We start from the raw sequence: 22362 nt of genomic DNA on the forward strand, positions 1-22362 counted from the left end.
CGTTGGCCGGTGACCGGTGCCGGTGCCGGACTACGGCTCCGCGTGGACGCGGCCCACGACGAGCCGGACGGCGCTGATCGTCAGGTCGGGATCGTGCACCTGGACGTAGTGGTCGCTCCCGGTGGCCAGGAACTGCGGGGTCTGGGACCCCAGCTCCACCAGCTTCTGCTGGACCTGGGGCCAGGCCCGCTCAAGGGTGTCCAGGAGTTCCTTCGGGGCCCCGGGCGGGGCGGCGAACGGTTCCGTCTTGCTGAGGACGGCCATGGGCACCGCGGGCAGGGGGTGCGCGGCGGTGACGGAATCGATCGCGCCGTCGATGTCCACCCGCTCGAATGCGGGTTGCGCGTCGAGGGGCGTGCCGGGGCGGTCGAGCAGCTTGCGGTACGCGGCCCACCGCGCGCCGAAGAGGGCGCGGATGTCCGTACCGAAGGCGTCGACGAAGACCAGGCCTGCCGTCCTCCCGGGATGCCGCTGGGCGTACAACCGGATGATCATTCCGCCGAATGAGTGGCCGACCAGCACGTAGGGGCCCGGCAGGCGTGCGGATGTCAGCAGCCTGTCCAGATCGTCGGCCATCGCGGTGAGGGAGCGGATGCCGTCGACCCGTGTGCTGCGGGTGGTGAGCGCCAACGGGTCGGCGTACCGGACGGTGCCGGGCCGGTCGTAGACGCAGACCCGGGTGAACTCCGCGACGCCGGGAAACACCGCCGGGGATTTCGGCACGGGCGGCCGGGTGTCGGTGAAGGTCCACGTGTCGGAGGAGTCGTGCAGCCCGGACTCCAGCAGGACGACGGGGCCGCCGCTGCCCTTGCAGCTCAGATAGATCTTCCGGCCGCCCCCCACCTCGACCTGGCCGGAGAAGTCGCCGGCGGCCGGTACGGAGGAGACCGCGGGAGGTGAGCCGCGCAGCGCCGAGGGGCCGCCGCACCCCGCAACGGCGGCCAGTACCGCCGCGGCCACCACGGCGGGCAGGAGCGGAATTCGGTGTCGCATCGGCTCTCCGGGTCCCTCGTCGGCGCCCCTCCCCCGATCATCCGGTACGAGGGGCCGCGCACCCGGCATTGCCGAACGGGGAGTCGCGGCCCCTCGATTCCGGGCTGCTACGCGCCGCCGCCCGAGGCCACCAGGACCATCTCCCGCTCCACGGCGACGAGTTCCTCCTTCCGGTCCATGAGCACCAGCTGCTCCCGGTAGCGGTCCAGCGCCTTGATGAGCAGGAGATCCCTGGCCGGCTCCATGGCGTACATGCGGCGCGCGGCGGCGACGGCCTCGGCCCGCAGGGCCAGGGCGGTCTCGGGCAGATGCGCGAAGTCCTGGCGGCTGTATTCGTACAACGCCTCGGCAAGCAGCGGCAGATACGCCGGCGGACTCACCTGGACGAGCACGCGGTAGGCGGCGACCTCCTGCCGGGCCGGCAGGGTCTGTGATCCCAGGAGGGCAACTCGGGCTCGGAGTACCGCGTCGTGACTGGCGTGCGCTGAGTAAGTCATGACGGTGATTCTGAAAGCCGCACAGGGGTCCGAACAAGGGCAATTCACTGTGCCCTTGGTCCTACGAAAACGGCCTCTGACCTGTCATGATTGATACGTGTTCACCCCTGTGACCCGCAGGGCGGGTCAGCAGCCGAAGAAGGACAGGCGGACCTGACGCCGGGGGTTGTCCCGGTTGGTGTCCACGAGGGTGACGGACTGCCAGGTTCCGAGCTCCAGCAATCCGTCGATCACGGGCAGCGTCGCGTGGGGCGGGACGATCGCGGGCAGCACGTGGTCCCGGCCGTGGCCGGTGGAACCGTGCCGGTGCCGCCAGCGGTCATCGGCCGGCAGCAGGAAAGCCAGGGCCTTCAGGAGGTCGTCGTCGCTGCCCGCTCCCGTCTCGATGACGGCGAGTCCGGCGGTCGCGTGCGGCGTGAAGATGTTGAGCAGTCCGCTCCGGCCCCGCGCCACCTCCCCGAGGAACGACGCGCAGGCGTCGGTCAGGTCATGGACGGTCTCCCGGTCGCCGGTCGTCACGTCGATGGTGCGTGAGGAAAAGATGTCGGCCATGACTTCATCCTTGCGCCCGGCCATCCCGCCGGCCCGCAACCTCGGCCGGTGTCGGCCTACCCGGCCGGGCTTACGATGATCACAGGGGGCTCGATCCGTCCCCGCTCACGCTCCGGGGGGATCCGTGACCGAGATGACCGACCGGCCCGTACGCCGTTTACCGCTCGTCCAGGACGAGGGATGACGGAGGGGGAGATCAGGGCCTTGGCGCAGGAGCTCGTCGCGCTCGACGTGGCGGCCGGGGCGCGGTGGGCGGTGGGTACGGCGCTGGGGGCCGTATGTGCGGTCGGCCGGAGCCGGCCGCTGCCGCAGGACGGCGCGGAGCGGGCGGCGCGTGCCGAGCTGTACCAGGTCGCGGCGTGGATCGCCTTCGACGCCGAACGGCACGGCGTCTCGCGGCGGCTCCACCTGCGGGCCCTGGAGCTGGCCCGGAGCGGCCGGGCGGAACGACCGGACGCCGCCGTGGAGCCGCTGATCCTCGCGGTGCTGGCGATGCAGGAGGAGCACCTGGGGCGGCCCGGGAGCTCCTTGCGGATCGCCTCGTCCGTGCTGGCCCGCGAGGGGCTTCCCGGCCGGGTCGCGGCGATCTTCCACGTACGGGCGGCGCGCGCGCTGGCCCGCATGGGGAACGGGCCGCGGGCCCGACGGTCCCTGGGGACCGCCGCCGAGCTGCTCGCCGACCGGCCCACGGACCGGGATCCGGCCTGGGCCTGGTGGTTCGACCGGCACGAGCTGGACGGCCACCACGGCCTGGCGCGGGCCGCGCTCGGGGACCTGGACGCGGCGGCCGCCCTCCTCCACGACGCGGCGCACGCCGGCGGTGACGGCGGCCCCGCCTACCGGGTGCTGTTCGCCGCGGAACTCGCCCGGGTGCAGGCCCGGGCGGGTGACTGGCGCGAGGCCGACACGGCCATGGCCACCCTGATGGACGGGGTGCCCGCCGTCGGGTCCGTGCGCGCGCTGCGGGTCATGGGCCGGGCCGCCCGGCTCGTCGAGGACGGCCGTCGCGTCCCGCGCCGTACCCGCGACACGGCCCGCCACCTCGCCCTGGCCCTGCGCGCCACCGCCACCGCCACCGCCACCGGCGCCGGATGAGCAGGTCATCGGATGAGCAGGTCAGTCGACACCCAGCAGACGTCGGCGGTCGTCGGGACTCGATGCGAACTCGGCGCAGGCTGCCCGGTGGGCGATGCTCCCCTTCTGCATGACGGCGACGTGCTCGGCGACGGAGAGGGCGAGCCCCAGGTTCTGTTCGACCAGGACGACCGTCATGCCCTCGGCGCTCACCTCCCGGATCACCTCCCCCACCTGGGAGACGATCGCGGGCGCCAGGCCGTCGGACGGTTCGTCGAGGAGCAGCAGGCGCGGGTTGCCCAGCAGGGCCCGGGCGATCGCGAGCATCTGCTGTTCGCCTCCGGAGAGTTCGTCGCCCCGGTGTCCGAGCCGCTCCCCCAGTCGCGGCAGCAGGTCGAGGATCCGCGCCCGGGTCCACGGCCCGCGCGCGGGACGGCGCCGTGCGGCGATCGCGAGGTGCTCCGCCACGGTCAGCGGGGCGAACACCCGGCGTCCCTGGGGTACGACGCCCACTCCGGCCCGGGCGATGACGTCGACGCGGGCCCCGGCGATCTCCCGGCCGTCGAGGGTGACGCTGCCTTCGCAGGGCCGGACGAATCCCATGACGGTCGAGATGAGGGTGGTCTTCCCGACCCCGTTGCGCCCGAGCACGGCGACGATCCCGCCCTCCTCGGCTTCGAGGTCGACGCCGCTGAGGACCACGCCCCCGGCGTAGCCGGAGCGCAGGCCGCGTACGCGGAGGAACGGCTTCACGAGGCGGCCTCCGTGGTGCCCAGGTAGGCCCGCTGGACCTCGGCGGAGGCCCGCACGTGATCCGGTGTGCCGGTGGTGAGGTGTCGGCCGAGGTGCATGACGGTGACGGTGTCGGCGAGCTCGAAGACCATGTCGAGGTCGTGTTCGATGAGCAGGACGGTCACCTCTTCGGGCAGCGCGGCGATCAGGTCGGTGAGCCGCTCGGTCTCCGCCGGCGACATGCCGGCGGCCGGTTCGTCCAGGAGCAGCAGCCGGGGTTCGGTGGCCAGGGCGACGGCGACCTCCAGTTGCCGCCGTTCGCCGTGCGAGAGGGCGCCCACCGCGAGGTCGTGCCGGTCGGGCAGGCCCACGCGGTCCAGCAGCGTGCGCGCGCGGGCGAGCTCCGTGGCCCTGGCACTCACCTTCCGCCATCCGCCGAGCCCTTTCCCGGTGCGGAGCAGGGCGGCGAGGAGGACGTTCTCCAGCACGGTCTCCCGCATGAAGAGGCTGGAATGCTGGAAGGTCGCGGCCGTGCCGAGTCCGACCCGGCGGTGGACGGGCAGCCGGGTCACGTCCCGCCCGTCCAGGAGGATGGTTCCGGTGCCGGCCGCCAGGGTTCCGGAGATGAGGCCGAACAGGGTTGATTTTCCGGCCCCGTTGGGTCCGATGATCGCGTGCCGCGCACCGGGGCGGACGGTGAGGGACACCTCGTCGACGGCGGTGAAGGACCCGAAGTGCTTGGACACCCCGCGCAGTTCCAGTAGGTCGAGATCGCTCACGCCGTCCTCTTCCGGCTCGGCTGGTGCGGGAGCCGTACGCCGGCCAGTCCGCGGGGCAGTGTGTACACGGCGGTGACGAAGAGCAGGCCGAGCAGCAAGGGGCCGCGTCCGGCGACGGCTTCGAGGTTGCCGAGGTAGTCGCGGGTCAGCCAGATGAGCGCGGCCGCGGCGCAGGCTCCCCACGTCGAGCCCGTGCCGCCGATGACGACGGCCAGCAGCGCGAGGGCGGCGATCTCGAAGCCGGCGTCGCCGGGCGAGACGAACCGCTGTACCGAGACCCACAGCGAACCGGCGGCCCCGGCCAGCGCCGCGGCGCCGCAGTAGACGGTGAGGGCGTACCGCCGGGTGGGGTAGCCGATCGCCTTCATGCGGGGCTCGTTGTCGCGGATCCCGCGCAGGGCGAGGGCGAAGGGGGTCGCGCCCAGGCGGGTGACGGCCGCGAGCAGGAGCAGGAAGACGGCCAGCACGTAGAAGTAGACCAGCCCGTCGAGCTCCAGCGCGGGGGTGCCCGGCAGTGGCACCACGGGCGGTACACCGGATATCCCGTCGGTGCCGCCCGTCACCGGCTTCCAGTTGACGGCGGCGCTGTAGACGATCTCGCCGATGGCCAGCGTCAGCATGAGGAACACCACGCCGCGGGCCCGGACGGCGAGCCACCCGGTGGGCACGGCCACCAGCGCGGAGACGGCCGCCGCGATCAGGAGTTGGAGCGGGCCGATGTCCGTGAGGTTCTTCGCGACGACGGCCGCGGTGTAGGCGCCGACGCCGAAGTACGCGGACTGGCCGAGGGTCGGCAGCCCGGTCAGCCCGGTGAGCAGGTTCACGCTCAGTGCGAGCAGCGCGAACACCAGGATCCGCGACAGGGTGGCGACGGCGTACGGGCCGAGCAGGAAGGGGGCCAGGGTGAGGCCGAGGAGTACGGCGGTGCCGATCGCCCGGGACGTCATGGGCGTGCTCATGTGCGTACCGCCGAGGGGACCAGGCCGTGCGGGCGGACCACGAGCACCGCCAGCATGGTGCCGAAGAGGAGGAAGGGCGCGTACTGCGGGAGGAGTGCCACCCCGAGCGTCTGGACCTGGCCGATGAGCAGTGCCCCGGCGAGGGCGCCGCGTACGGATCCGAGGCCGCCGACGACCACGACGACGAGCGAGAGGACGAGCACGCTCTCGTCGACGCCCGGCCCGGGGCCCAGGATCGGCGCGCCGAGGACGCCGCCGACCGCTGCCAGGGCGGCGCCGAGCGCGAAGACCCCGTAGAGCACCTTGCGGATGTCGACGCCCTGGGCGCGGACCATGTCCCGGTCGGCGACGGTGGCCCGGACGAGGGCTCCGAGCGAGCTGCGCTCGAAGACCAGGTGGACGAGGACGGCGAGGCAGGCCGCGACGGCGATGAACACCAGCCGGTACACCGGATAGGTGTGGCCGAGCAGGTCCACCGTCCCGCGCAGCGGTGCCGGCGGGTCCGTGGGCAGCACCTCCCCGCCGAAGGCCGCCGCGAGGAGGTCGGCGACGATGAAGGTGATGCCCAGGGTGAGCACGGCCTGGTCCAGGTGGCCGCGCCGGGCCAGCGGCTGGGTGAGCAGGGTCAGTGCCGCTCCCCCGAGGGCGCCCACGAGCGCGCCGGCCGTGAGGGCGAGGAGCAGGCCCGGAAGGGTTCCGTCGGAGAGTGCGTAGGCGGTGTAGGCCCCGCCGAGGTAGAGCGTGCCGTGCGCCAGGTTGAGGACGTCCATCATGCCGAAGACCAGGGAGAGGCCGACCGCGATGGTGAACAGCAGCAGTCCGAAGGCGATCCCGTCGACGACGCTGACGAGGTTGCCGTCCAGCCATCCGGCCATGTCAGCCGCCCAGCCGGCCGAGGTCGCCGGCGACGGTGTTGGCGCCCAGCTTCACCTCGCGCAGGTACCAGGGCTGGATCGGCGTGCCGCCGCTGTTGAACCGCCAGGTGCCCCGCGGGCTGTCGATGTCCCCCACCGTGGAGATGGCGGCGTTGACCGTCTCCGGGGTCACGGTTCCACCGGCTGCCGCGATCGCCTTGTCGAGCACCTGCGCCGCGTCCCATGAGGCCATCGCGTAGGTGGTCGGGTCCGTGCCGTGGGCGGCCCGGTAGGCCGGTGCGAACTGCCGGTTGGCGGCGTTGTCCAGGTCGGCGCTGTAGTTGAGGGCCGTGAGGATGCCGTCGGCCGCGTCCCCCTGTCCCTTGAGCACGCCGCCCTCGGTGAGGAAGCCCGGTGCGTAGAGCGGGATCTTTCCGGACAGTCCGAAGTCGCGGTACTGCTTCACGAAGTCGACGGCCGCGCCGCCGGCGTAGAAGCAGAAGACCGCCTTCGCCCCGGAGTTCTCGATCTGGGAGAGGTAGGGCTGGAAGTTCTTGGTCCCCGGGAACGGCGTGTACACCTCCTCCCCCGCGATCTTGCCGCCGGCGGGCAGGAAGGTGGACTTGAAGCCCTCGATCTCGTCCTTGCCGGCCTGGTAGCCCGCGGCGACGAGGAAGACCGGGCCCCCGGCCCGCTCGGCGACGTGTTTGCCGAGCGCCTTGCCCGGCTCGTCGTTGACGTACGAGGTGCGCCAGATGTATTTGGTGCCGGTCAGGGTCGTGGGCGAGGCGTTCGAGCCGACGAGCGGGATCCGGCTGGTCTCGAACAGGTCCTTGACCCCGTTGACGGTGGCCGAGCTCACCACTCCGCTGACCGCCAGGACCCGGTCCTGCTTGACGAGCTTCTCCGCCGCCGCCTTGCCCGAGTCGGCCGTCTCCCCCTCGTCCGCGATCACGATCTGCACCTCGCGGCCGCCGAGCCTGCCGCCGTGCTGTCGGACGTAGAGCTCGAAGCCCTGCTTCATGTCGTCGCCGAGTGCCTTGTAGGTCCCGGACTGCGGGACGAGGAGCCCGATCTTCACGGGCCCGCTCTGCTTCTTGTCGTCACCCGTGCCCAGGCTCGCACCGCCGCATCCCGTGGCCAGCAAGAGGCCTGTGGTGACGGTGATCAGAACCAGGGGGCGAAACCGACCTGCCATGGAGACTCCGTACGTTGTCAACCGGTCTTCGCGGACCGGATGGTGCTCCTGAGGTGACACGTGTCTATCGCGTAATTGCGACGCTCGTCAAGACTTCGCAAGATAACTGCCGGAGAGTGGCCGCGCCCCTTGACCCACGCCTCGCGTATGCCGTAGCACTAGCCATCGTCAATTTCACGCCATATCGCTTGGGTGGGCGAATCCACGATCCGTCAGGGAGTGAAGCACCATGACCGACGATCCATCACGGCGCAGAATCCTCCGGAACACCGGGGTGCTGACCGGCGCCGCACTGCTCACCGGCATCCCCGGCGGACCGGCCGGCACGGCACAGGCCGCACCGCCGGCGGGCGGGTCCTCGCCCGTCGTCGAACTGCCCGTGGGCCGGCTGCGCGGAGCCGTCGAGGGCGGCCTCACCGTGTTCAAGGGCGTGCCCTACGCGGCGCCCCCGGTCGGAGCCCTGCGGTGGCGCCCCGCCCAGCCCCATCCCGGCTGGGCGGGAACGCGTGACGCGACCGCCTTCGGGCCGAGCGCCCCGCAGCTCTACCGGGAGGGCGGGGACGCGGTGCTCGGCACCCACGGCGCTCCTCCCTTCAGCGAGGACTGCCTGACGCTCAACGTATGGACGCCCGGAGCCGATGACGCCCGGCGGCCGGTGATGGTCTGGATCCACGGTGGCGGCTTCATCTCCGGATCGGGCTCCCTGCCCAACTACTCCGGCGAGACCTTCGCCCGCAACGGCGACCTCGTCGTCGTGACCCTCAACTACCGGCTCGGACCGCTGGGATACCTCTACTTCGGTGAGGACGGCGCCGGCGGGAACTTCTGGTTCACCGACCAGCTCGCCGCACTGCGCTGGGTACGGGACAACATCGCCGCGTTCGGCGGCGACCCGGACAACATCACCCTCGCCGGACAGTCCGGCGGAGCCCTGTCGGTCGCGGCGCTCGCCGGGGCCCGGCCCGCCGGCCGCCCGCTGTTCCAGCGCGCCATCCTGCAGAGCCCGCCGCTCGGCCTGCAGATCCCCACCCGCGCGGAGTCACTCCAGCGCACCGCCATCTACCTCGACGTCCTCGGCGCCAAGAGCGTGGCGGAGCTACGGGCGCTCCCCTGGCCCCAGCTGATCGGGGCCACGATCGAGATGTTCCGGAGGACCGGACGCTGGGGGTACTGGTCGACGCCCTTCCTGCCGGTGCTCGACGAGGTGACGCTGACCCGCGGCCCGGCCGATCTGCTGCTCGGCGGCCCCGGGGCGGACATCGACCTCCTGATCGGGTGGACCAGGGAAGAGGCCGCCTTCGCCTTCGCGCTGAGCGTACGCCGCCGCCACCAGGGAGCAGGTGCTCGCCCGAGCGCGGGACACCTTCGGGGCCCGGGCGGCGGAGGCCTACACCGCGTACGAGGAGGCCCGGCCGGGGGCCCGCCCGGTCGACGTGCTCATGGACCTGATCGGCGACGATCTGTTCCGCATGCCCGGCATCGACCTGGCCGAGCGGCGGGCGGCCCGCGGCCGGCCGGTCTGGGCCTACCAGTTCGACCTCCCGACGCCCGCGCACGGCGGCCGACTGGGCGCGGCGCACTGCCTGGAGCTGCCGTTCGTGTTCGACAACTTCGACAAGTGGTCGCAGGCGCCGTTCCTGGCGGGGCTCGATCCCCGGATCCGTGACGGACTCGCCGGGGCCGTGCACGCGTCGTGGATCTCCTTCATCCGGACCGGCGATCCCAACCACCGCCCCATGCCGGACTGGCCGCGCTACGAACGCGGTTCCCGGACGACGATGAGCCTGGACTCGGTCACCGGCACCGTCGACGACCTCGCCGGGTACTGGCGGCGCCTGCACCGTCCGACGGCGCGGTAGACCGCTTCTTCCGGATCCTGCCGGGCCCGGCCTCGTCCGATCAGGCCTCGGCCAGGCCGGTGATCTCCTGCACGTGGCGCAGGCTGGGCGGGGCGAGCACCTCGTTCAGCTGCTGGAAGATCTGCCGCGCGGCGACCGCGTTCCAGTCCGCGGGGAGCAGCTCGGCGGGCAGTCCCGGGTCGAGGTAGGGCAGGCGGCGCCACTGGGTGAGCATCGGGACGTAGTGGCGGAAGGCCTCGGCTCCGTCGATGGCGGGCCGCTCGGCCAGTCCCTCGGCGACGGGGCCGTAGGCCCCGGTGAATCCGGCGTACTGCTCCTCGATCGCCGGGAAGTCCCACCACGAGCTGACCGTCCCGGGCAGGTCGCTGAAAGCCGCGTATTCGGCGGCGAACAGGTGGACGTACTCGCTGAGCCCGAGCCGGACGAGCATGTCGCGGGCGTCGCCGAGGAGGCGGCCGGGCGCCAGCCACACGCCCGGGGCGATGTTCCCGAAGCCCAGCCAGGTCAGGCGGGTGCGCAGTTGGTAGCGGTAGGAGCGCTCGGACTCCGGTACGGAGAAGACGGCCATGGCCCAGCCGTCGCTCAGCTTCGCCGGTTCCAGGCTGCCGAAGATGCGCCGGTCGCCCTCGTCGAAGACGGGCTGCGCGCCCGGGCTGAGCCGGTACCCGGTGGCGCCCCGGCGCTCCGGTTCGAGGACGCCCTTCTTCTTGAGCCGGGAGATCGCCGAGCGTGCCGCCGGGCCGTCCACGTCCAGCTCGGACATCAGGGTGATCAGGTCGGCGACGGAGATCCAGCCGCCGAGGCGTCGCAGGAACGCCCCGTAGACCGTGTTGATCAACGAGCTGGGCCTGAGGGGACTGTCCGCCATGATCGCCTTCCGTCGTATGCGGTGGTGATCCTATCGACCTGGGCGAACGCGGCGCCGCCCAGGTCACGGTCCCCGGCGGCGGGGTCAGAGGCGGGCGGCCCGCTTCAGCCGGCCCAGGTCCACGAACTTGAAGTCGGTGTCGGTACGGGCCTCCCCGTCGGGTCCCGCGGTGGCGGGGGTGTTGTGGCCGTCCTGGACGACCAGCAGGCCGTTCGGGAACCTCTTGCCCAGCGGTGCGCTGGTGACGGCGGCGCCGTCGCACTCCTGCGAACCGTCCGGCGAGCCGGGCGTCGCACCGTCGCCGATGCGGAAGCCGCGGACGTACGCGTTGCCGTGCTCGCGGTCGAAGACGGCGAAGGTGTCGTCGCCCTGGCTGGACGCGAGCAGGTAGCCGCCGTGGCCGGGGTGCTTCGGGTCGCGCCAGATGGTCAGGCCCTCCACGTCGGCGGAGACGTGCCGGCCGCCGAAGCCGGAGTCCGCGCCCGCGTCGCACTCCTCCGTCCCGGGGTTCCAGGTGCCGGGTACGCCGAAGGAGCGGACCTTCTCGATGAGGCGGGCGGGCGAGCGCAGGTCGGCGTCGAGCTTCCAGATGCCGACGTCCTCCTGACCGGCGTAGAGGTCACCGGTGTCGGGATCGACGACCATGCCCTCGACCTGGGGCCGCTCGCCCGGTTCGCCGCACGGCGTCCAGCTCTTCCCGTTCGGCAGGGTGAAGGAGGCGGGCAGCGAGGTGGTGCGGACGGTGCGGTAGCCGACCTTGCCCTGGGCGTTCGGCAGCAGTTCGGCCAGTGCGAGGTCGGTGGCGTGGCGCCGGCTGGTGACCGCGTACGAGCGGCCGCTGCGGCGGTCGGTGTAGGCGGCCAGGCCGTAGGCGGTCCGCTGGTCGTTGACCTCGTCCTGACCGGTGGAGAAGACCTGCGGGGCGGCGGCCTCGTCGGTGACGTCGACCAGCGGGGCGGCGGGCCGCTTCGGGTCGATCCGGTAGACGCGGAGCTGGTCGCGGCCGCGGTCGGAGACGACGGCCACGTCGTGGCGGCCGTCCGGGAAGCGGAGTCCGGTGATCAGGTCGACGTTGTTGAAGCGTCCGGGCTTGTCGCCGTCCCTCGGCGGCGGGGGCGCGGGCAGGGCCTGCACCTGGCGTCCGTCCAGGTCGTAGACGCGCAGGCCGCCCTCCTTTGCGGTGGCGATGACCAGGCTGGCGTCCGGGTTCCCGGCGTTGCGCCAGATCGCGGGGTCGTCGGCGTTCGCGTTGCCGCCGGCCTCGTCGTCGAAGAGGGAGGGCGTCTCGGCGGAGGCCGCCACCCGGGGCAGCGACGGTGACGTGCCGCCCTGGGCCGCCTCGGCGTGCGCCGGTCCGGCGATCACGCCCAGGGCCACCATGGCCGCCGCGGCCACGGCCGGGGTCCGCCTGCTCGGGATCACGCGCATCTTGCCTCCTGTCGGGGGGTACGGGGTGGGGCCGGCCACGTGGTGGCCGGGGTCTTCCGGCGTTCCGCGGCGGGCCGCCCCCACCGTGGGCCACGTTCGGGTGACGACCATGGAGCGGGCATGACGTGCGCATGACTTAACGGTGAAATCCGGCGGCCCCGGGGCGGCCCCGGGGGTTTCCCAGGAGCTTTCTTAGCGGAATGTTAGATCTCCGTGGCGGACCTTGTCCGGGTACGGCGACCCCCGCATGCTCTGGACACTCCCCCACCGCCGGGGCAGTTCTGCCGTCCCCCATCAGGGAACTTCCGTCTGGAGCCGCCATGTCCCCGTCCGTCGTCATGCCCGCGTCGCCGCCCGGGGACGAGCGCAGGAAGCGCCGTCTCGCCCTGATCGGCGGCTCGCTCGGAAATCTCGTCGAGTGGTACGACTGGTTCGTCTACGCCAGCTTCGCGATCTACTTCGCCGATTCCTTCTTCCCCGGCGACAACCCGACCACCCAGCTGATGAACACGGCGGGGATCTTCGCCGTCGGCTTCCTGATGCGTCCCGTCGGCGGGTGGATCCTGGGCCGTGCCGCCGACCGGCACGGGCGCAAGAGCGCGCTCACCCTCACCGTCACCATGATGTCGGTGGCCGCCCTGCTGATCGCCGTCGCCCCGACCTACGGCCAGGCCGGGTACTTCGGCGCCCTGGTGCTGCTGCTCGCCCGGCTGCTCCAGGGCATGAGCATCGGCGGCGAGTACGCGGCCAGTGCCACGTACCTGACCGAGGCCTCGGCCCGGAACCGGCGCGGGCTGGGCTCGTCCTTCCAGTACGTGTCCATGACCTGCGGCCAGCTGCTCGGACTGGGCATTCTGATCACCCTTCAGCACACCCTGACCACGGCCCAGTTGGAGAGCTGGGGATGGCGGATCCCGTTCCTCATCGGGGCGTTGTTCGCGGTGGTCGTCTTCTGGCTGCGGCGCCGGCTGCAGGAGACCGACGCGTTCAAGGAGGAATCATCGGCGCCGGGCGAGGACGCCCACGACGACAGCACGCGCGGCACGCTGAAGGCCCTGTGGCAGTACCGGCGGCAGGCGGGGCTGGTCATGGCGCTCACCCTCGGCGGCACCGTGGCCTACTACACCTACACCACCTACCTCACCAAGTACCTGGTCGGCAGCGCGGGCATGGAGAAGACCACCGCCACGCTCGTCAGCTTCACCGCGCTGACCCTCTTCGCCGTGCTGCAGCCCTTCGCCGGGATGCTGTCCGACCGGATCGGCCGCCGGCCCCTGCTGATCACCTTCGCGGTGGGCTGCACCGTCGGCACGTACCCGATCATGACCGCGCTCGGATCGGCGTCCTCGTACTGGTCCGCGCTCGGGCTGTCCCTGCTCGCGCTGGTCATCATCACCGGCTATACGTCGATCAACGCGGCCGTCAAGGCCGAGCTGTTCCCGACCCGGGTACGCGCGCTGGGGGTGGCGCTGCCGTACGCGATCGCCAACGCGCTGTTCGGCGGCACGGCGGAGTACGTGGCCCTGTGGTTCAAGAACAGCGGGCACGAGAAGATGTTCTTCTGGTACGTCTCCGGGTGCGCGCTGATCTCCCTCGTCACCTATGTGCTCATGCCGGACACCCGCAATGCCGCGCTGAGTCGTGCCGAGGCCGAGGCCGACGGGGAGACCGGGCCGGAGCGGCCGGCGGCGGCTCCCGCCGAGGCGGCCCGCTGATCCGACCCGGTGGCCCGGCGCGCCGGCTCCCGTAAGCTGCTGCGCCGGGTCACGGGGATCCGGACACGGAGACTCCGGTACGCCGGGGCTCCGGACATCGGGGCTCCGGTCATCAGGGCTCCGGTCACAGGTCGCGAGGGACTGTCTATGCACGCGCTTCTCGTCGAGGACGACGATCGCATGGCCCAGGCCCTGGGCACGGCCCTCGCTCAGCGCGGGCACACCGTCCGCCGGGTGGGGCGCGCCCTGGACGCATTGCGGCACGTCCGCGAGGCCGAGTTCGTCCTGCTCGACCTGGGACTTCCCGACCTCGACGGGCTAGAGCTGCTGCGGCGGCTGCGCACCGTCTGCGACGCGCCGCTGATCGTGGTGACCGCGCGCTGCGAGGAGCGCGACATCGTCCAGGGGCTGCGGGCGGGGGCCGACGACTACGTGGTCAAGCCGTTCCGGATGGCCGAGCTGATGGCCCGCATCGACTCCGTACGGCGCCGGACGGACCCGCACCCGGGCCGTCCGGACCCCGCCCCGGCCGGGTCCCGGCCCGTGCGCGCCGGCGATGTCGAGGTGGACCTCGCGGGTCGCACCGTCACGGTGGCGGGCGCCGGAGTACGACTCACCCGACGCGAGTTCGACGTGCTCGCCTTCCTGGCCGCCCGCCCGGACGAGGTGCATTCCCGCGAGGTGATCCTGGACCGGATCTGGGGTGACGCCTTCCTCGCGGCCTCCCGCTCCCTGGACGTGCACGTGGCGGGCATCCGCGCCAAGACCGGCCGCTCCGGCCTGGTGCGGACGGTCCGGGGGTTCGGTTACCAGCTCGGTTTCCCGGCCCCTGCCCCGGACGTACGGGGCGGCGAGCGGTGAGGCGCAGGCTGCTGGCGGTGCTGATGGTGCTCATGGGGGCGGCGGCGCTGCTGCTCTGCATCCCCCTTGCCGATGCCTACGCACGCGGGCGCACCGAGCACCTGCTCCTGCAACGGCGCTCGGAAGCCGTACGGTTCGCCGACCTCGCCGACCGGATGCGTACCGCCGCCGACCGGGCGGAGCTCTCGGCCGAGATCGGCCGCTACGCCCAGCTGTACGGAGCCGGGGTGGTCGTGGTCGACTCCGCGGGGGCGACGGTGGCCCGGGCCGGGACCGGACCGGCGGCGGCCGCCGCCACGGACGCGGCCACCGACGCCGGTCCCGCCGCGGGCTTCCGCCCCTCCGAAGGGGCGGAAGCCCGTCGCCGTGCCCTCACCGGCCGCTCGACCGACCGGCTGCCCACCCTGCGCCCCTGGGGACCGCGCACCGTCGTGCTGGCCGAACCGGTGGGCCGGGACGAGCGGGTGAGCGGGGCGGTCCTGATGGCCGTGTCCACCGAGGCCGCCCGCCGGGACGTGACCGTCCGCTGGTCGCTCATCGCGGCCGGTGCGTTCGGCGCCTTCGCGGCAGCCGCCCTGGTCGCGGCCGGGATCACGCGCTGGCTGATGCGCCCGGTACTGGACCTGGACCGGGCGGTCGGGCGACTGACCGCCGGCAGCCTGCAGGCCCGGGCCGTGTCCGACACCGGTCCCCCGGAACTGCGCCGTCTGCGGCAGCACTTCAACACCATGGCGGAGGCGATGGCCGACTCCATCGGCCGCCAGCGCGACTTCGTCGCCGATGCCTCCCACCAGCTGCGCAATCCGCTGGCCACGCTGGTGCTGCAGCTGGAGAACGTCGAGCCGCACATCGCACCCGGGCCGGGCCTGTCCGAGCACGGCCGCGCGCTGGACGAGGCGGAGCGCCTGGAGGAGCTGCTCGACGGCCTCCTGGCACTGGCCCGGGTGGAGTCGGGCACGGCGGAGCTGGGCGACGAGGACGTGTCGCGGGCGGTACGGGACCGGGTGACGGCCTGGAACCCGGTCTTCCGGGCCGCGGGGGTGGAACTCGTGGCCACCGGCCTCGCGGAGGGCCTGCGGGCGCGCGCCCTGCCCGACGCGGCGGGCCGGATCCTCGACGCGCTCCTCGACAACGCCGTGAAGTTCGTCCCGCGGGGCGGCCGCGTCGAGGTCCGCGCCACGCACGCGGCCGACGGAAGCGCCGTCGCCGTCGTACGGGTCGCGGACGACGGACCGGGCGTGCAGGAGGAGCAACTGCCGTTGCTCCTACGCCGTTTCGCGCGCTCCCCGGAGCACCAGAACGTGCCCGGCAGCGGCCTGGGGCTGGCCATCGCCGACGAGATCGCCCGGATCAGCGGCGGCCGGCTCGGCGTCCGCGGCAATGAACCGCACGGCCTGGTCGTGGAGCTCCGGCTGCCGTCCCCTCCTCCTGAGTGAGGTCTCAGCCGTACACCGACCGGTAGTGGGCGACCGCGCCCGGGTGGAGCGGCACCTCGCCGGTCGAGATGGCGAAGCGGGGCTCCAGCCGGGCCCCCGCCGTCACCTCCCGCAGCAGGTCGCGCCACCGCTCGAACACCACCTGCAGCAGGTCACGTACCGCGCCCTGCGGTACGTCGGCCCGCGCCAGGAGGTAGTTGCCGACCCCGATGGTTCCCACCGGCTCCGTCAGTCCGTACACCCCGGCCGGCAGCGTGACCGCCGTGTAGACGGGGCCGTAGCGCTCCCGCAGCGCGCCGACGTGGGCGTCGAGCGGCAGGAAACGAAGCGGCATCTCGCGCGCCAGGGCCGCCAGGGCCGGGGTGGGCACCCCTCCGGACCAGAACAGCGCGTCGACCGAGCCCTCGCGCAGGGCGCTCACCGAGGCGGCGAGGCCGAGCTGCCGCTCGTCCGCCGCCGCCGCCGCCGGCGGTGCGGGTGAGGGTACGGGTACGGGTGCGCCGCTCAGCCCGGCCGCCCGCAGGACCCGTTCCGCCACCACCTGTACCCCCGAGCCCGCGGCGCCCGCCGCGACCGGACGCCCGGCGAGATCCCGCACCGAGCGCACCGGCCCGTCCGCCGGGACGAGCAGGTGCGTGTAGTTCACGTAGACCCTGGCCAGGGCCGTCGCGGCGGCCGGCCGGGGGAACGGCTCCCGCCCCAGCACCGCGTCCTCGGCCACGTCCGCCATGGCCAGGGCCAGCTCGACGGAGCCGTCGTCCAGCTTCCGCAGGTTGTCCACGCTGGCCGCGGTGCTCACCGGGACGATCTCGATCCGGCGGCCGCTCGCGGCGACGGCCTGCGCGAGGGCCTGCCCGAACGCGTTGTACGGCCCGCCCTCGGGGCCCGTGGCGAGCCGCAGCCGCCGTACCGGTCCGGAATCCCCCGAGCAGCCGGCCGGCACCCCCGCCAGAACACCGAGGCCGAAACCCATCACCCGCCGCCGGGTCACTTCTGCGCTGGTCACGGCGGAAGCCTAGGCCAGATGTCAAGCCACGGGATTTCGGGTCATGCCGCGTCCTTTCCTGTCCATTTCCCTGGAGGGGGGAATTCCTCCACATCGAACGGGAGCAATTCATGCGCATCGCGACGATCATTGCCGCCGCTGCCATCGCGGCATTCACCAGCATCATTTACATCCGGCACCTCTCGAAAGCCGGCCGAGATCGATACATAGTCCCGATATTCCTCAACCACGGAATCATTACGTTCTGGATGGAGATGGCCTACGGGTTCGTGTTGGGCGTGAGCCTGGTACTGCTCAACCATGTGCTGCCGCTCTGGGCGAGTCTCGCCGTCTTCTTGGCAGCGGTAGTGCCCTCAGCGGAAGTGGTACGCCGCCGCCACAACCGCCGTGTCGGAAACCTCACCATTTCGGCCAGCGATTCCGACGCCCGCTCGACGTGGGGACCGGTACGGGGACCGCCGCCGCGGCCGCGTGCGGGCGGGGAGTGAAGGTGGCGGCGGTGGACGCCGAACCGAGCATGGTGGCCGTTGCCACCCGGAATGCGCCGTCAGCCGCTGTACGCCTTGCCGTTCTCCCGGAACTGCCCTTCGCCGACGACGAGTTCGACGCGGTGATCGGCAATTTCGTCCTGAACCACGTCGGACAGCCCCGTTCAGCCCTGGCGGAGTTGCGCCGGGTGACGCGGCCGGGCGGCCGGATAGCCGTCACCATCTGGGCAGCCCCTGCGGCCGCCGGCCAGACCTTGCTGGGGCGAGCGGTCCAGGCGGCGGGTGTCGGCCGCCCCGCCCACCTGCCCTCGCTGGCTCCCGGCGATGATTTTCCTCGTGACGAGCAGGGCTTCGCCGCGCTGCTGGCCGGAGCCGGCTTGCTGGAGGCCGGCTGCGAGACCCTGATGTGGGACCACCGGACGACTCCCGAGGAGTGGTGGAGCGGCCCCGCCGCCGGCATCGCCACGATCGGACAGATCGTGCGGAGCCAGCCGCCCGAGGTCACCGAGACCATCAAGGCGCACTTCGAAGCGCTGTGCGCGGAGTTCACCGACCGTGACGGTGTACTCGTGCTGCCGCACGCCGCCCTGCTGGCGCACGGCCGCGCATAGAACAGGACGGCCCGCTCCGACCCCCGTCACCCCGACTGCGACCCGATAAGGTGTCCGACGTTCGTGGCGGTGCGCATGTGCCCCACGGAGCGTACGGAGCACACGCGTTACCGGGGGAGCAACAACAAGTGAGCGGGACCGGAGCGGTATTCGGGAACCGGACGGAGTCCGGCGGCGCGGTGAAGGCGTTCTTCCGGTCCTGGACGGTGGAATTCGAATATTCCCCCATGGCCGAGCACGTGGAGGACAGGCTCATCGCCTGGACGCAGCGCGGGCGGACCGTCCTCGGCCTCGCCGCCGCCGTCTGGCTGGTCGTGGCGTACCCGCTGAGCAGCGGCGGCGAGGAATTCGTCCTCGGTAAGCTCGTCGAACTCGCCCTCGCCTGCGGCGTCCTGGCGGTCGGAAGCCTCATCGGCATCACCGTCTTCCTCGTCGCGAGCACCCCCGCCAGGCGCCGTGACTTCGCCGAGCGTCTGCGCAGGCCGCTGAGCGCGGCCCTGCTGCTCGTCAGTGGTCCTCTCGTCATGTGGCTGTCCTTCACGACCCTCAAGGGTGACCTGATCAGCGGTGGGGACCTGAAGGGCTTCTTCTCGGCGATCACGGGCCCCGGATTCATCTCCTCCGCCCTGGCCTTCATCGTCCTGGCCGTCGGCTGGATCGCCGCCGTCATCGTGCTGATCTGCTCCGTTCCCTACACGCTCGTCTCCTGCTACGCCTGCGTCTTCACCTGCCTCCGGGTCGCCGACGTGCACCAGCTGCTGCCGGCGCTGCTCTCGCCGCTGCTGGTCTGGTCGCTCTTCGCCTTCCAGGTCTTCAACGGCTCCGACATCGCCGCGCCTCCGGAGGTGCTCTACACCTTCATGCTCGGCGGCCCGCTGTCGGTGACCGCGCTCTCGGTCTGGGAGGTACGGCGCCTGCGCAGCCACCACGGGATCACCCTGCGCTCCGCGCTGGGCCGGTGACCGCCCCGCGCGGACACGGCCTGCCGGGCGGCGCCCGGTAGCGTCGCCGCCATGCGCTACCACCACGTCGACGTCTTCACCGACCGCCCCTACAGCGGCAACAGCCTCGCTGTGTTCCCCGACGCCGATCCGCTCACCGGCGCCCAGATGCGGACGATCACCCAGGAACTGCGGCACTTCGAGTCCGTCTTCCTCATGCGCGACGGCTCACCCGGGCGGCCGGGCACGTGGCGGGCGCGCGTCTTCGACCTCACGGGCGAGCTGGACTTCGCCGGGCACCCCCTCATCGGCGCGGCCGCGGTACTGCACGCCCTCCACGGCGCGGCGGACCACGAGGCCTGGACCCTGCGCCTGCCCGACCGCCCGGTGGAGGTCACCACCGAACGCCGGGGCCCGGGCCGGTACGCGAGCCTCCTCGACCAGGGCGCAGCCACCTTCCTCGACCGCCGCGACCCGGAAGGCCTGGCCGCCCTCTTCGCCCTCGACCCCGGTGACCTGGACCCCGGCCTGCCCCCGGAGGTGGTCTCCACGGGCCTGCGCTACCTGGTGCTCCCCGTACGGGGCGACGCGCTCGCCCGTGCCCGCGTCACGGAACCGCTCGATGCGCCCCTGGGCCGCCTCGGCGCCGAATTCGCCTACCTGCTGGACGCCGCGGCCATGGAGGGGAGGCACTGGAACAACGACGGGATCCTGGAGGACGTCGCCACCGGCAGCGGTGCGGGGTGCGCCGCCGCCTATCTGCGCAGCCACGGCCGGATCGGCGCCTGCGAACCGACCCTACTGCGCCAGGGCCGCTTCACCGGGCGCCCCAGCACGATGACCGTCAGCGCCGACGGCCACGGCCGGGACGTCCGCTCGGTGCGCGTCGGCGGCGGTGTCGCCCTCGTCGGGGAGGGACACCTGCGCGAGCTCCCGCCCTCCTGAAGCTCTCCGGAGGCGGACGGCTCACCTCGCGACCGGGGGCGCGGGGACCTAGCCTGATGGTGTTGCCCGGGGCCCTCGGACGGCAGGAGACCATGCCGTGAAGCCAACCCATCTCCGGCTGCGCCGGGCCTGCGCGGCCGCCGCCGCAACAGGAGTGCTCATCGCCCCGGCCGCCGCGGGCTCCGCATCCGGGGCATCCGTTCCCGGGCGGTCCACTCCCGCCGCCGCGGCCGCCGCCACCCCGACCCCTTCCTCTTCCCCTTCCCCTTCCCCGGACGCCGACACGGGCTTCACGCCCCTCACACCGGCCGTCGCGGCGCAACTGGACGCGGCCGTGCTCCGGGTCATGCGCGAGGCGCAGGTGCCGGGCGTGACGGTCGGACTGTGGGCCCCCGGCAAGGGGAGCTACGTACGGTCCTTCGGCGTGGCGGACAAGGCGACCGGCGCGCCCATGGCTCCAGGCCTCCACGTGCGCATCGGCAGTGAGACCAAGACGTTCACCGTCACCGCCCTCCTCCAGCTGGTCGACCAGGGGAAGGCGGGCCTGGACGACCGCATCGGCGCCTACGTCACAGGGGTTCCGAACGGTGACCGCATCACCCTGCGGGAACTGGCGGGCATGCGCAGCGGACTCTTCAACTACAGCATGGACGGGGACTTCATCACGCAGCTCCAGGCCGATCCGGAAAAGTACGTCTCACCGCGGCAGTTGCTCGACTACTCCTTCAAGCACCCCGTGCAGTTCGAGCCGGGCGCGGAGTTCGACTACAGCAATACCAACCTGATCCTGCTCGGCCTGGTGGTGGAGAAGATCACCGGCCGGCCGCTCCACGAGGTCATCACCAAGGACATCCTGGGACCGGCCGGGCTCCGCAGCACGGTCTTCCCGACGAGCCCGGCCCTGCCGGTGCCCTATGCGCACGGGTACACCGACCAGACGGCCTCGGGCAAGGTCGCGGACGCGACCCGCTGGAATCCCTCCTGGGCCTGGGCCGCCGGAGAGATGGTCTCCGACCTCCAGGACCTGCGCAGCTGGGCCCGCACTCTCGCCACCGGCACGCTGCTGAAGCCGGCGACCCAGGCCGAGCGTCTGAAGACCACCCCGATGGACATTCCGGGTGCCGGCTACGGACTGGGCATCTTCGACGTCCAGGGCTGGATCGGCCACAACGGCTCGATCCCCGGCTACGAGGTCCTGCCCGTCTACCTGCCGTCGGCACAGGCGACCATGGTCATCCTCCTGAACACCGACAGCCAGTACAAGGGCCAGGAGCCCAGCACGCTCTTCGGCGAGGCGGTCACGAGCATCGTCACCCCCGATCACGTGTATCCCGGCCACAAACCGGTCGCGCCCAAGACCGGCTGACGGCCGCCGCCGCCAACGGCCCACGGTCTACGGTCCACGGAGACCTGACGACGGCCGACGGACGACGACTGGCGACGACTGGCGACGACCTGAGGACAGGAGCAGCCGTGAGCGTGGTCATCGGTACGTGGAACCTGGAGAACCTCTGCCGCCCCCTGCCCCCGGGCGGCCCGCCCTCGAACCGCTGCGCCGCCCAGGACGAGGCCACCTACCAGGCGAAGCTGGAGGGCCTCGCGGCCACCATCGACCATCTCGCGCCCGATCTCCTCGGCGTCCAGGAGGTGGGCAGCCACGAGGCGCTGACCGATCTGGCCGACCGGCTCGACGGCGACTGGCACATCGCCCTGTCGACGCATCCCGACCGCCGCGGCATCCGGACGGGCTTCCTCAGCCGCCGGCCGCTCACCGTGGTCGAGGACCGCACGGCCTTCCCGGACCACCTCCCGCCCGTCCGGGTCGAGGACGACGGGACCATGATCAAGAGAATGGGCCGCGGCGGCCTGGTCGTGCGCTGGAGTCCCGTGCCCGGCCACACCGTCGGGGTGGCCGTCTGCCACCTCAAGTCGAAGCTGCTGACCTTCCCCGGCAACCGTCACAGCACGGACGACGAACAACTGCGCGCCCGCTACGCCGCGTACGCCCTGTACCGCCGCGCCGCCGAGGCCGTCACCATGCGTTTCGTGGCCGACCAGCTCCTGCAGGGCGACGGCCGCACGCACGAGGTGATCGTGATGGGCGACCTCAACGACGAGTTCAAGGCGGCCACCACGCAGATCCTGTACGGCCCGCCGGGCTCGCAGATCGGTACCGGGGGCTTCCAGGACACCGACCTCGGCGACCCGAGGCGGCTCTGGAACCTCGCCCCGCGCATCCTCGAACAGGGCGGTTTCTCCCGCGTCTTCGAAGGCCAGAGGGAGCTCATCGATCACATCCTGGTGAGCCAGGCCCTGTTGCCCCGGCTGGAGCGGGTCTTCACCGGCCCGGAGACGCTGCCGACGGTGGACGGCGCGCAGCCGGCCGCGCCGCACGACAGCCCCTCCGACCATGCGCCGGTCCTCGCCGTACTCGACTACTGACCGGCCTCACTTTCCTCGCGGTTCGCCGCCGGCCAGCCCGCCGGGCGAGCCGACCGGAAAAGCCCGTAGCGGAAGCGGGGCTTGATGGTCCATCACCGTCGCTTCTTGGCCGGAATAGGCCGGG

The 22362-nt window shown here is 72.3% G+C and carries 22 protein-coding genes and 1 pseudogene; 12 read left to right on the forward strand and 11 right to left on the reverse strand.

The window, feature by feature from the left end:
* Positions 1-30 precede the first annotated feature (30 nt).
* The 3 genes from ACFY04_RS19705 to ACFY04_RS19715 all read right to left on the reverse strand — a co-directional run bounded on the left by ACFY04_RS19705 (position 31) and on the right by ACFY04_RS19715 (position 2042).
* Complete coding sequence (locus ACFY04_RS19705) at positions 31-993, reverse strand: alpha/beta fold hydrolase (RefSeq protein WP_389118270.1); 963 nt, start codon at positions 991-993, stop codon at positions 31-33.
* 107 nt (positions 994-1100) lie between these two features.
* Positions 1101-1490, reverse strand: a complete 390-nt coding sequence (locus tag ACFY04_RS19710; protein ID WP_389118272.1) for a hypothetical protein — start codon at positions 1488-1490, stop codon at positions 1101-1103.
* Between the two features lie 126 nt (positions 1491-1616).
* Positions 1617-2042, reverse strand: coding sequence for a YjbQ family protein (locus ACFY04_RS19715; RefSeq protein ID WP_389118273.1), 426 nt, complete (start codon positions 2040-2042; stop codon positions 1617-1619).
* A 180-nt stretch (positions 2043-2222) separates the two neighbouring features.
* On the opposite strand from ACFY04_RS19715, the gene ACFY04_RS19720 reads away from it, so the two are divergent.
* Positions 2223-3137, forward strand: a complete 915-nt coding sequence (locus ACFY04_RS19720; protein ID WP_389118274.1) for a hypothetical protein — start codon at positions 2223-2225, stop codon at positions 3135-3137.
* A gap of 21 nt (positions 3138-3158) precedes the next feature.
* On the opposite strand, the gene ACFY04_RS19725 is transcribed toward ACFY04_RS19720, so the two are convergent.
* From ACFY04_RS19725 to ACFY04_RS19745, 5 genes are read right to left on the reverse strand one after another with little or no spacing between them, the layout of a single operon-like run.
* Complete coding sequence (locus ACFY04_RS19725) at positions 3159-3869, reverse strand: ABC transporter ATP-binding protein (protein ID WP_389118276.1); 711 nt, start codon at positions 3867-3869, stop codon at positions 3159-3161.
* A complete protein-coding gene (locus tag ACFY04_RS19730; protein WP_389118277.1) occupies positions 3866-4627 on the reverse strand; it encodes an ABC transporter ATP-binding protein in 762 nt (253 codons plus the stop codon). Before ACFY04_RS19730 ends, ACFY04_RS19725 begins: the two co-directional genes overlap by 4 nt.
* Positions 4624-5586 (reverse strand): branched-chain amino acid ABC transporter permease, encoded by a 963-nt coding sequence (locus tag ACFY04_RS19735; protein ID WP_389118279.1) that lies wholly within the window; start codon positions 5584-5586, stop codon positions 4624-4626. The genes ACFY04_RS19730 and ACFY04_RS19735 overlap by 4 nt, the downstream gene beginning before the upstream one ends.
* Complete coding sequence (locus ACFY04_RS19740; RefSeq protein ID WP_314247133.1) at positions 5583-6461, reverse strand: branched-chain amino acid ABC transporter permease; 879 nt, start codon at positions 6459-6461, stop codon at positions 5583-5585. The genes ACFY04_RS19735 and ACFY04_RS19740 overlap by 4 nt, the downstream gene beginning before the upstream one ends.
* 1 nt (position 6462) lies before the next feature.
* Entirely contained in the window at positions 6463-7638 is a 1176-nt protein-coding gene (locus tag ACFY04_RS19745) for an ABC transporter substrate-binding protein (protein ID WP_389118281.1), read from the reverse strand.
* Positions 7639-7867: 229 nt separating this feature from the next.
* Here ACFY04_RS19745 and ACFY04_RS19750 point away from each other — a divergent pair.
* Positions 7868-8950, forward strand: a pseudogene (locus ACFY04_RS19750) (carboxylesterase family protein); the annotation flags it as partial.
* A 28-nt stretch (positions 8951-8978) separates the two neighbouring features.
* On the forward strand, positions 8979-9497 hold the full coding sequence (locus tag ACFY04_RS19755; RefSeq protein ID WP_389118282.1) for a carboxylesterase family protein: 519 nt from the start codon (positions 8979-8981) through the stop codon (positions 9495-9497).
* 40 nt (positions 9498-9537) lie between these two features.
* On the opposite strand, the gene ACFY04_RS19760 is transcribed toward ACFY04_RS19755, so the two are convergent.
* Positions 9538-10365: a PaaX family transcriptional regulator C-terminal domain-containing protein gene (locus ACFY04_RS19760; protein ID WP_389118283.1), complete on the reverse strand. Its 828-nt coding sequence runs from the start codon at positions 10363-10365 to the stop codon at positions 9538-9540.
* 84 nt (positions 10366-10449) lie between these two features.
* Entirely contained in the window at positions 10450-11793 is a 1344-nt protein-coding gene (locus ACFY04_RS19765; RefSeq protein WP_389118285.1) for a phytase, read from the reverse strand.
* Between the two features lie 338 nt (positions 11794-12131).
* On the opposite strand from ACFY04_RS19765, the gene ACFY04_RS19770 reads away from it, so the two are divergent.
* The 3 genes from ACFY04_RS19770 to ACFY04_RS19780 all read left to right on the forward strand — a co-directional run bounded on the left by ACFY04_RS19770 (position 12132) and on the right by ACFY04_RS19780 (position 15805).
* A complete protein-coding gene (locus tag ACFY04_RS19770) occupies positions 12132-13508 on the forward strand; it encodes an MFS transporter (protein ID WP_389118503.1) in 1377 nt (458 codons plus the stop codon).
* A 147-nt stretch (positions 13509-13655) separates the two neighbouring features.
* Positions 13656-14369, forward strand: coding sequence for a response regulator transcription factor (locus tag ACFY04_RS19775; protein WP_389118287.1), 714 nt, complete (start codon positions 13656-13658; stop codon positions 14367-14369).
* Positions 14366-15805, forward strand: coding sequence for an ATP-binding protein (locus ACFY04_RS19780; protein WP_389118289.1), 1440 nt, complete (start codon positions 14366-14368; stop codon positions 15803-15805). The genes ACFY04_RS19775 and ACFY04_RS19780 overlap by 4 nt, the downstream gene beginning before the upstream one ends.
* A gap of 4 nt (positions 15806-15809) precedes the next feature.
* Here ACFY04_RS19780 and ACFY04_RS19785 read toward each other — a convergent pair whose 3' ends face one another.
* Positions 15810-16811, reverse strand: a complete 1002-nt coding sequence (locus tag ACFY04_RS19785; RefSeq protein WP_389118290.1) for a TAXI family TRAP transporter solute-binding subunit — start codon at positions 16809-16811, stop codon at positions 15810-15812.
* A 110-nt stretch (positions 16812-16921) separates the two neighbouring features.
* Here ACFY04_RS19785 and ACFY04_RS19790 point away from each other — a divergent pair, with 110 nt between their 5' ends.
* The 6 genes from ACFY04_RS19790 (at position 16922) to ACFY04_RS19815 (ending at position 22238) form a co-directional block, all read left to right on the forward strand.
* A complete protein-coding gene (locus ACFY04_RS19790) occupies positions 16922-17299 on the forward strand; it encodes a hypothetical protein (protein WP_389118292.1) in 378 nt (125 codons plus the stop codon).
* The gene (locus tag ACFY04_RS19795) at positions 17248-17910 is read left to right on the forward strand and encodes a class I SAM-dependent methyltransferase (protein ID WP_389118294.1); all 663 of its coding nucleotides are present in this window, start codon (positions 17248-17250) and stop codon (positions 17908-17910) included. Before ACFY04_RS19790 ends, ACFY04_RS19795 begins: the two co-directional genes overlap by 52 nt.
* 227 nt (positions 17911-18137) lie before the next feature.
* On the forward strand, positions 18138-18872 hold the full coding sequence (locus tag ACFY04_RS19800) for a hypothetical protein (protein WP_389118295.1): 735 nt from the start codon (positions 18138-18140) through the stop codon (positions 18870-18872).
* 51 nt (positions 18873-18923) lie between these two features.
* Complete coding sequence (locus ACFY04_RS19805) at positions 18924-19796, forward strand: PhzF family phenazine biosynthesis protein (RefSeq protein WP_389118297.1); 873 nt, start codon at positions 18924-18926, stop codon at positions 19794-19796.
* A gap of 97 nt (positions 19797-19893) precedes the next feature.
* Positions 19894-21162 (forward strand): serine hydrolase domain-containing protein, encoded by a 1269-nt coding sequence (locus tag ACFY04_RS19810; RefSeq protein WP_389118298.1) that lies wholly within the window; start codon positions 19894-19896, stop codon positions 21160-21162.
* 113 nt (positions 21163-21275) lie between these two features.
* On the forward strand, positions 21276-22238 hold the full coding sequence (locus ACFY04_RS19815) for an endonuclease/exonuclease/phosphatase family protein (protein ID WP_389118504.1): 963 nt from the start codon (positions 21276-21278) through the stop codon (positions 22236-22238).
* The last annotated feature ends 124 nt before the right edge of the window (positions 22239-22362 follow it).

Source organism: Streptomyces sp. NPDC001549, assembly GCF_042894025.1.
Classification (GTDB): Bacteria; Actinomycetota; Actinomycetes; order Streptomycetales; family Streptomycetaceae; genus Streptomyces; species Streptomyces kutzneri.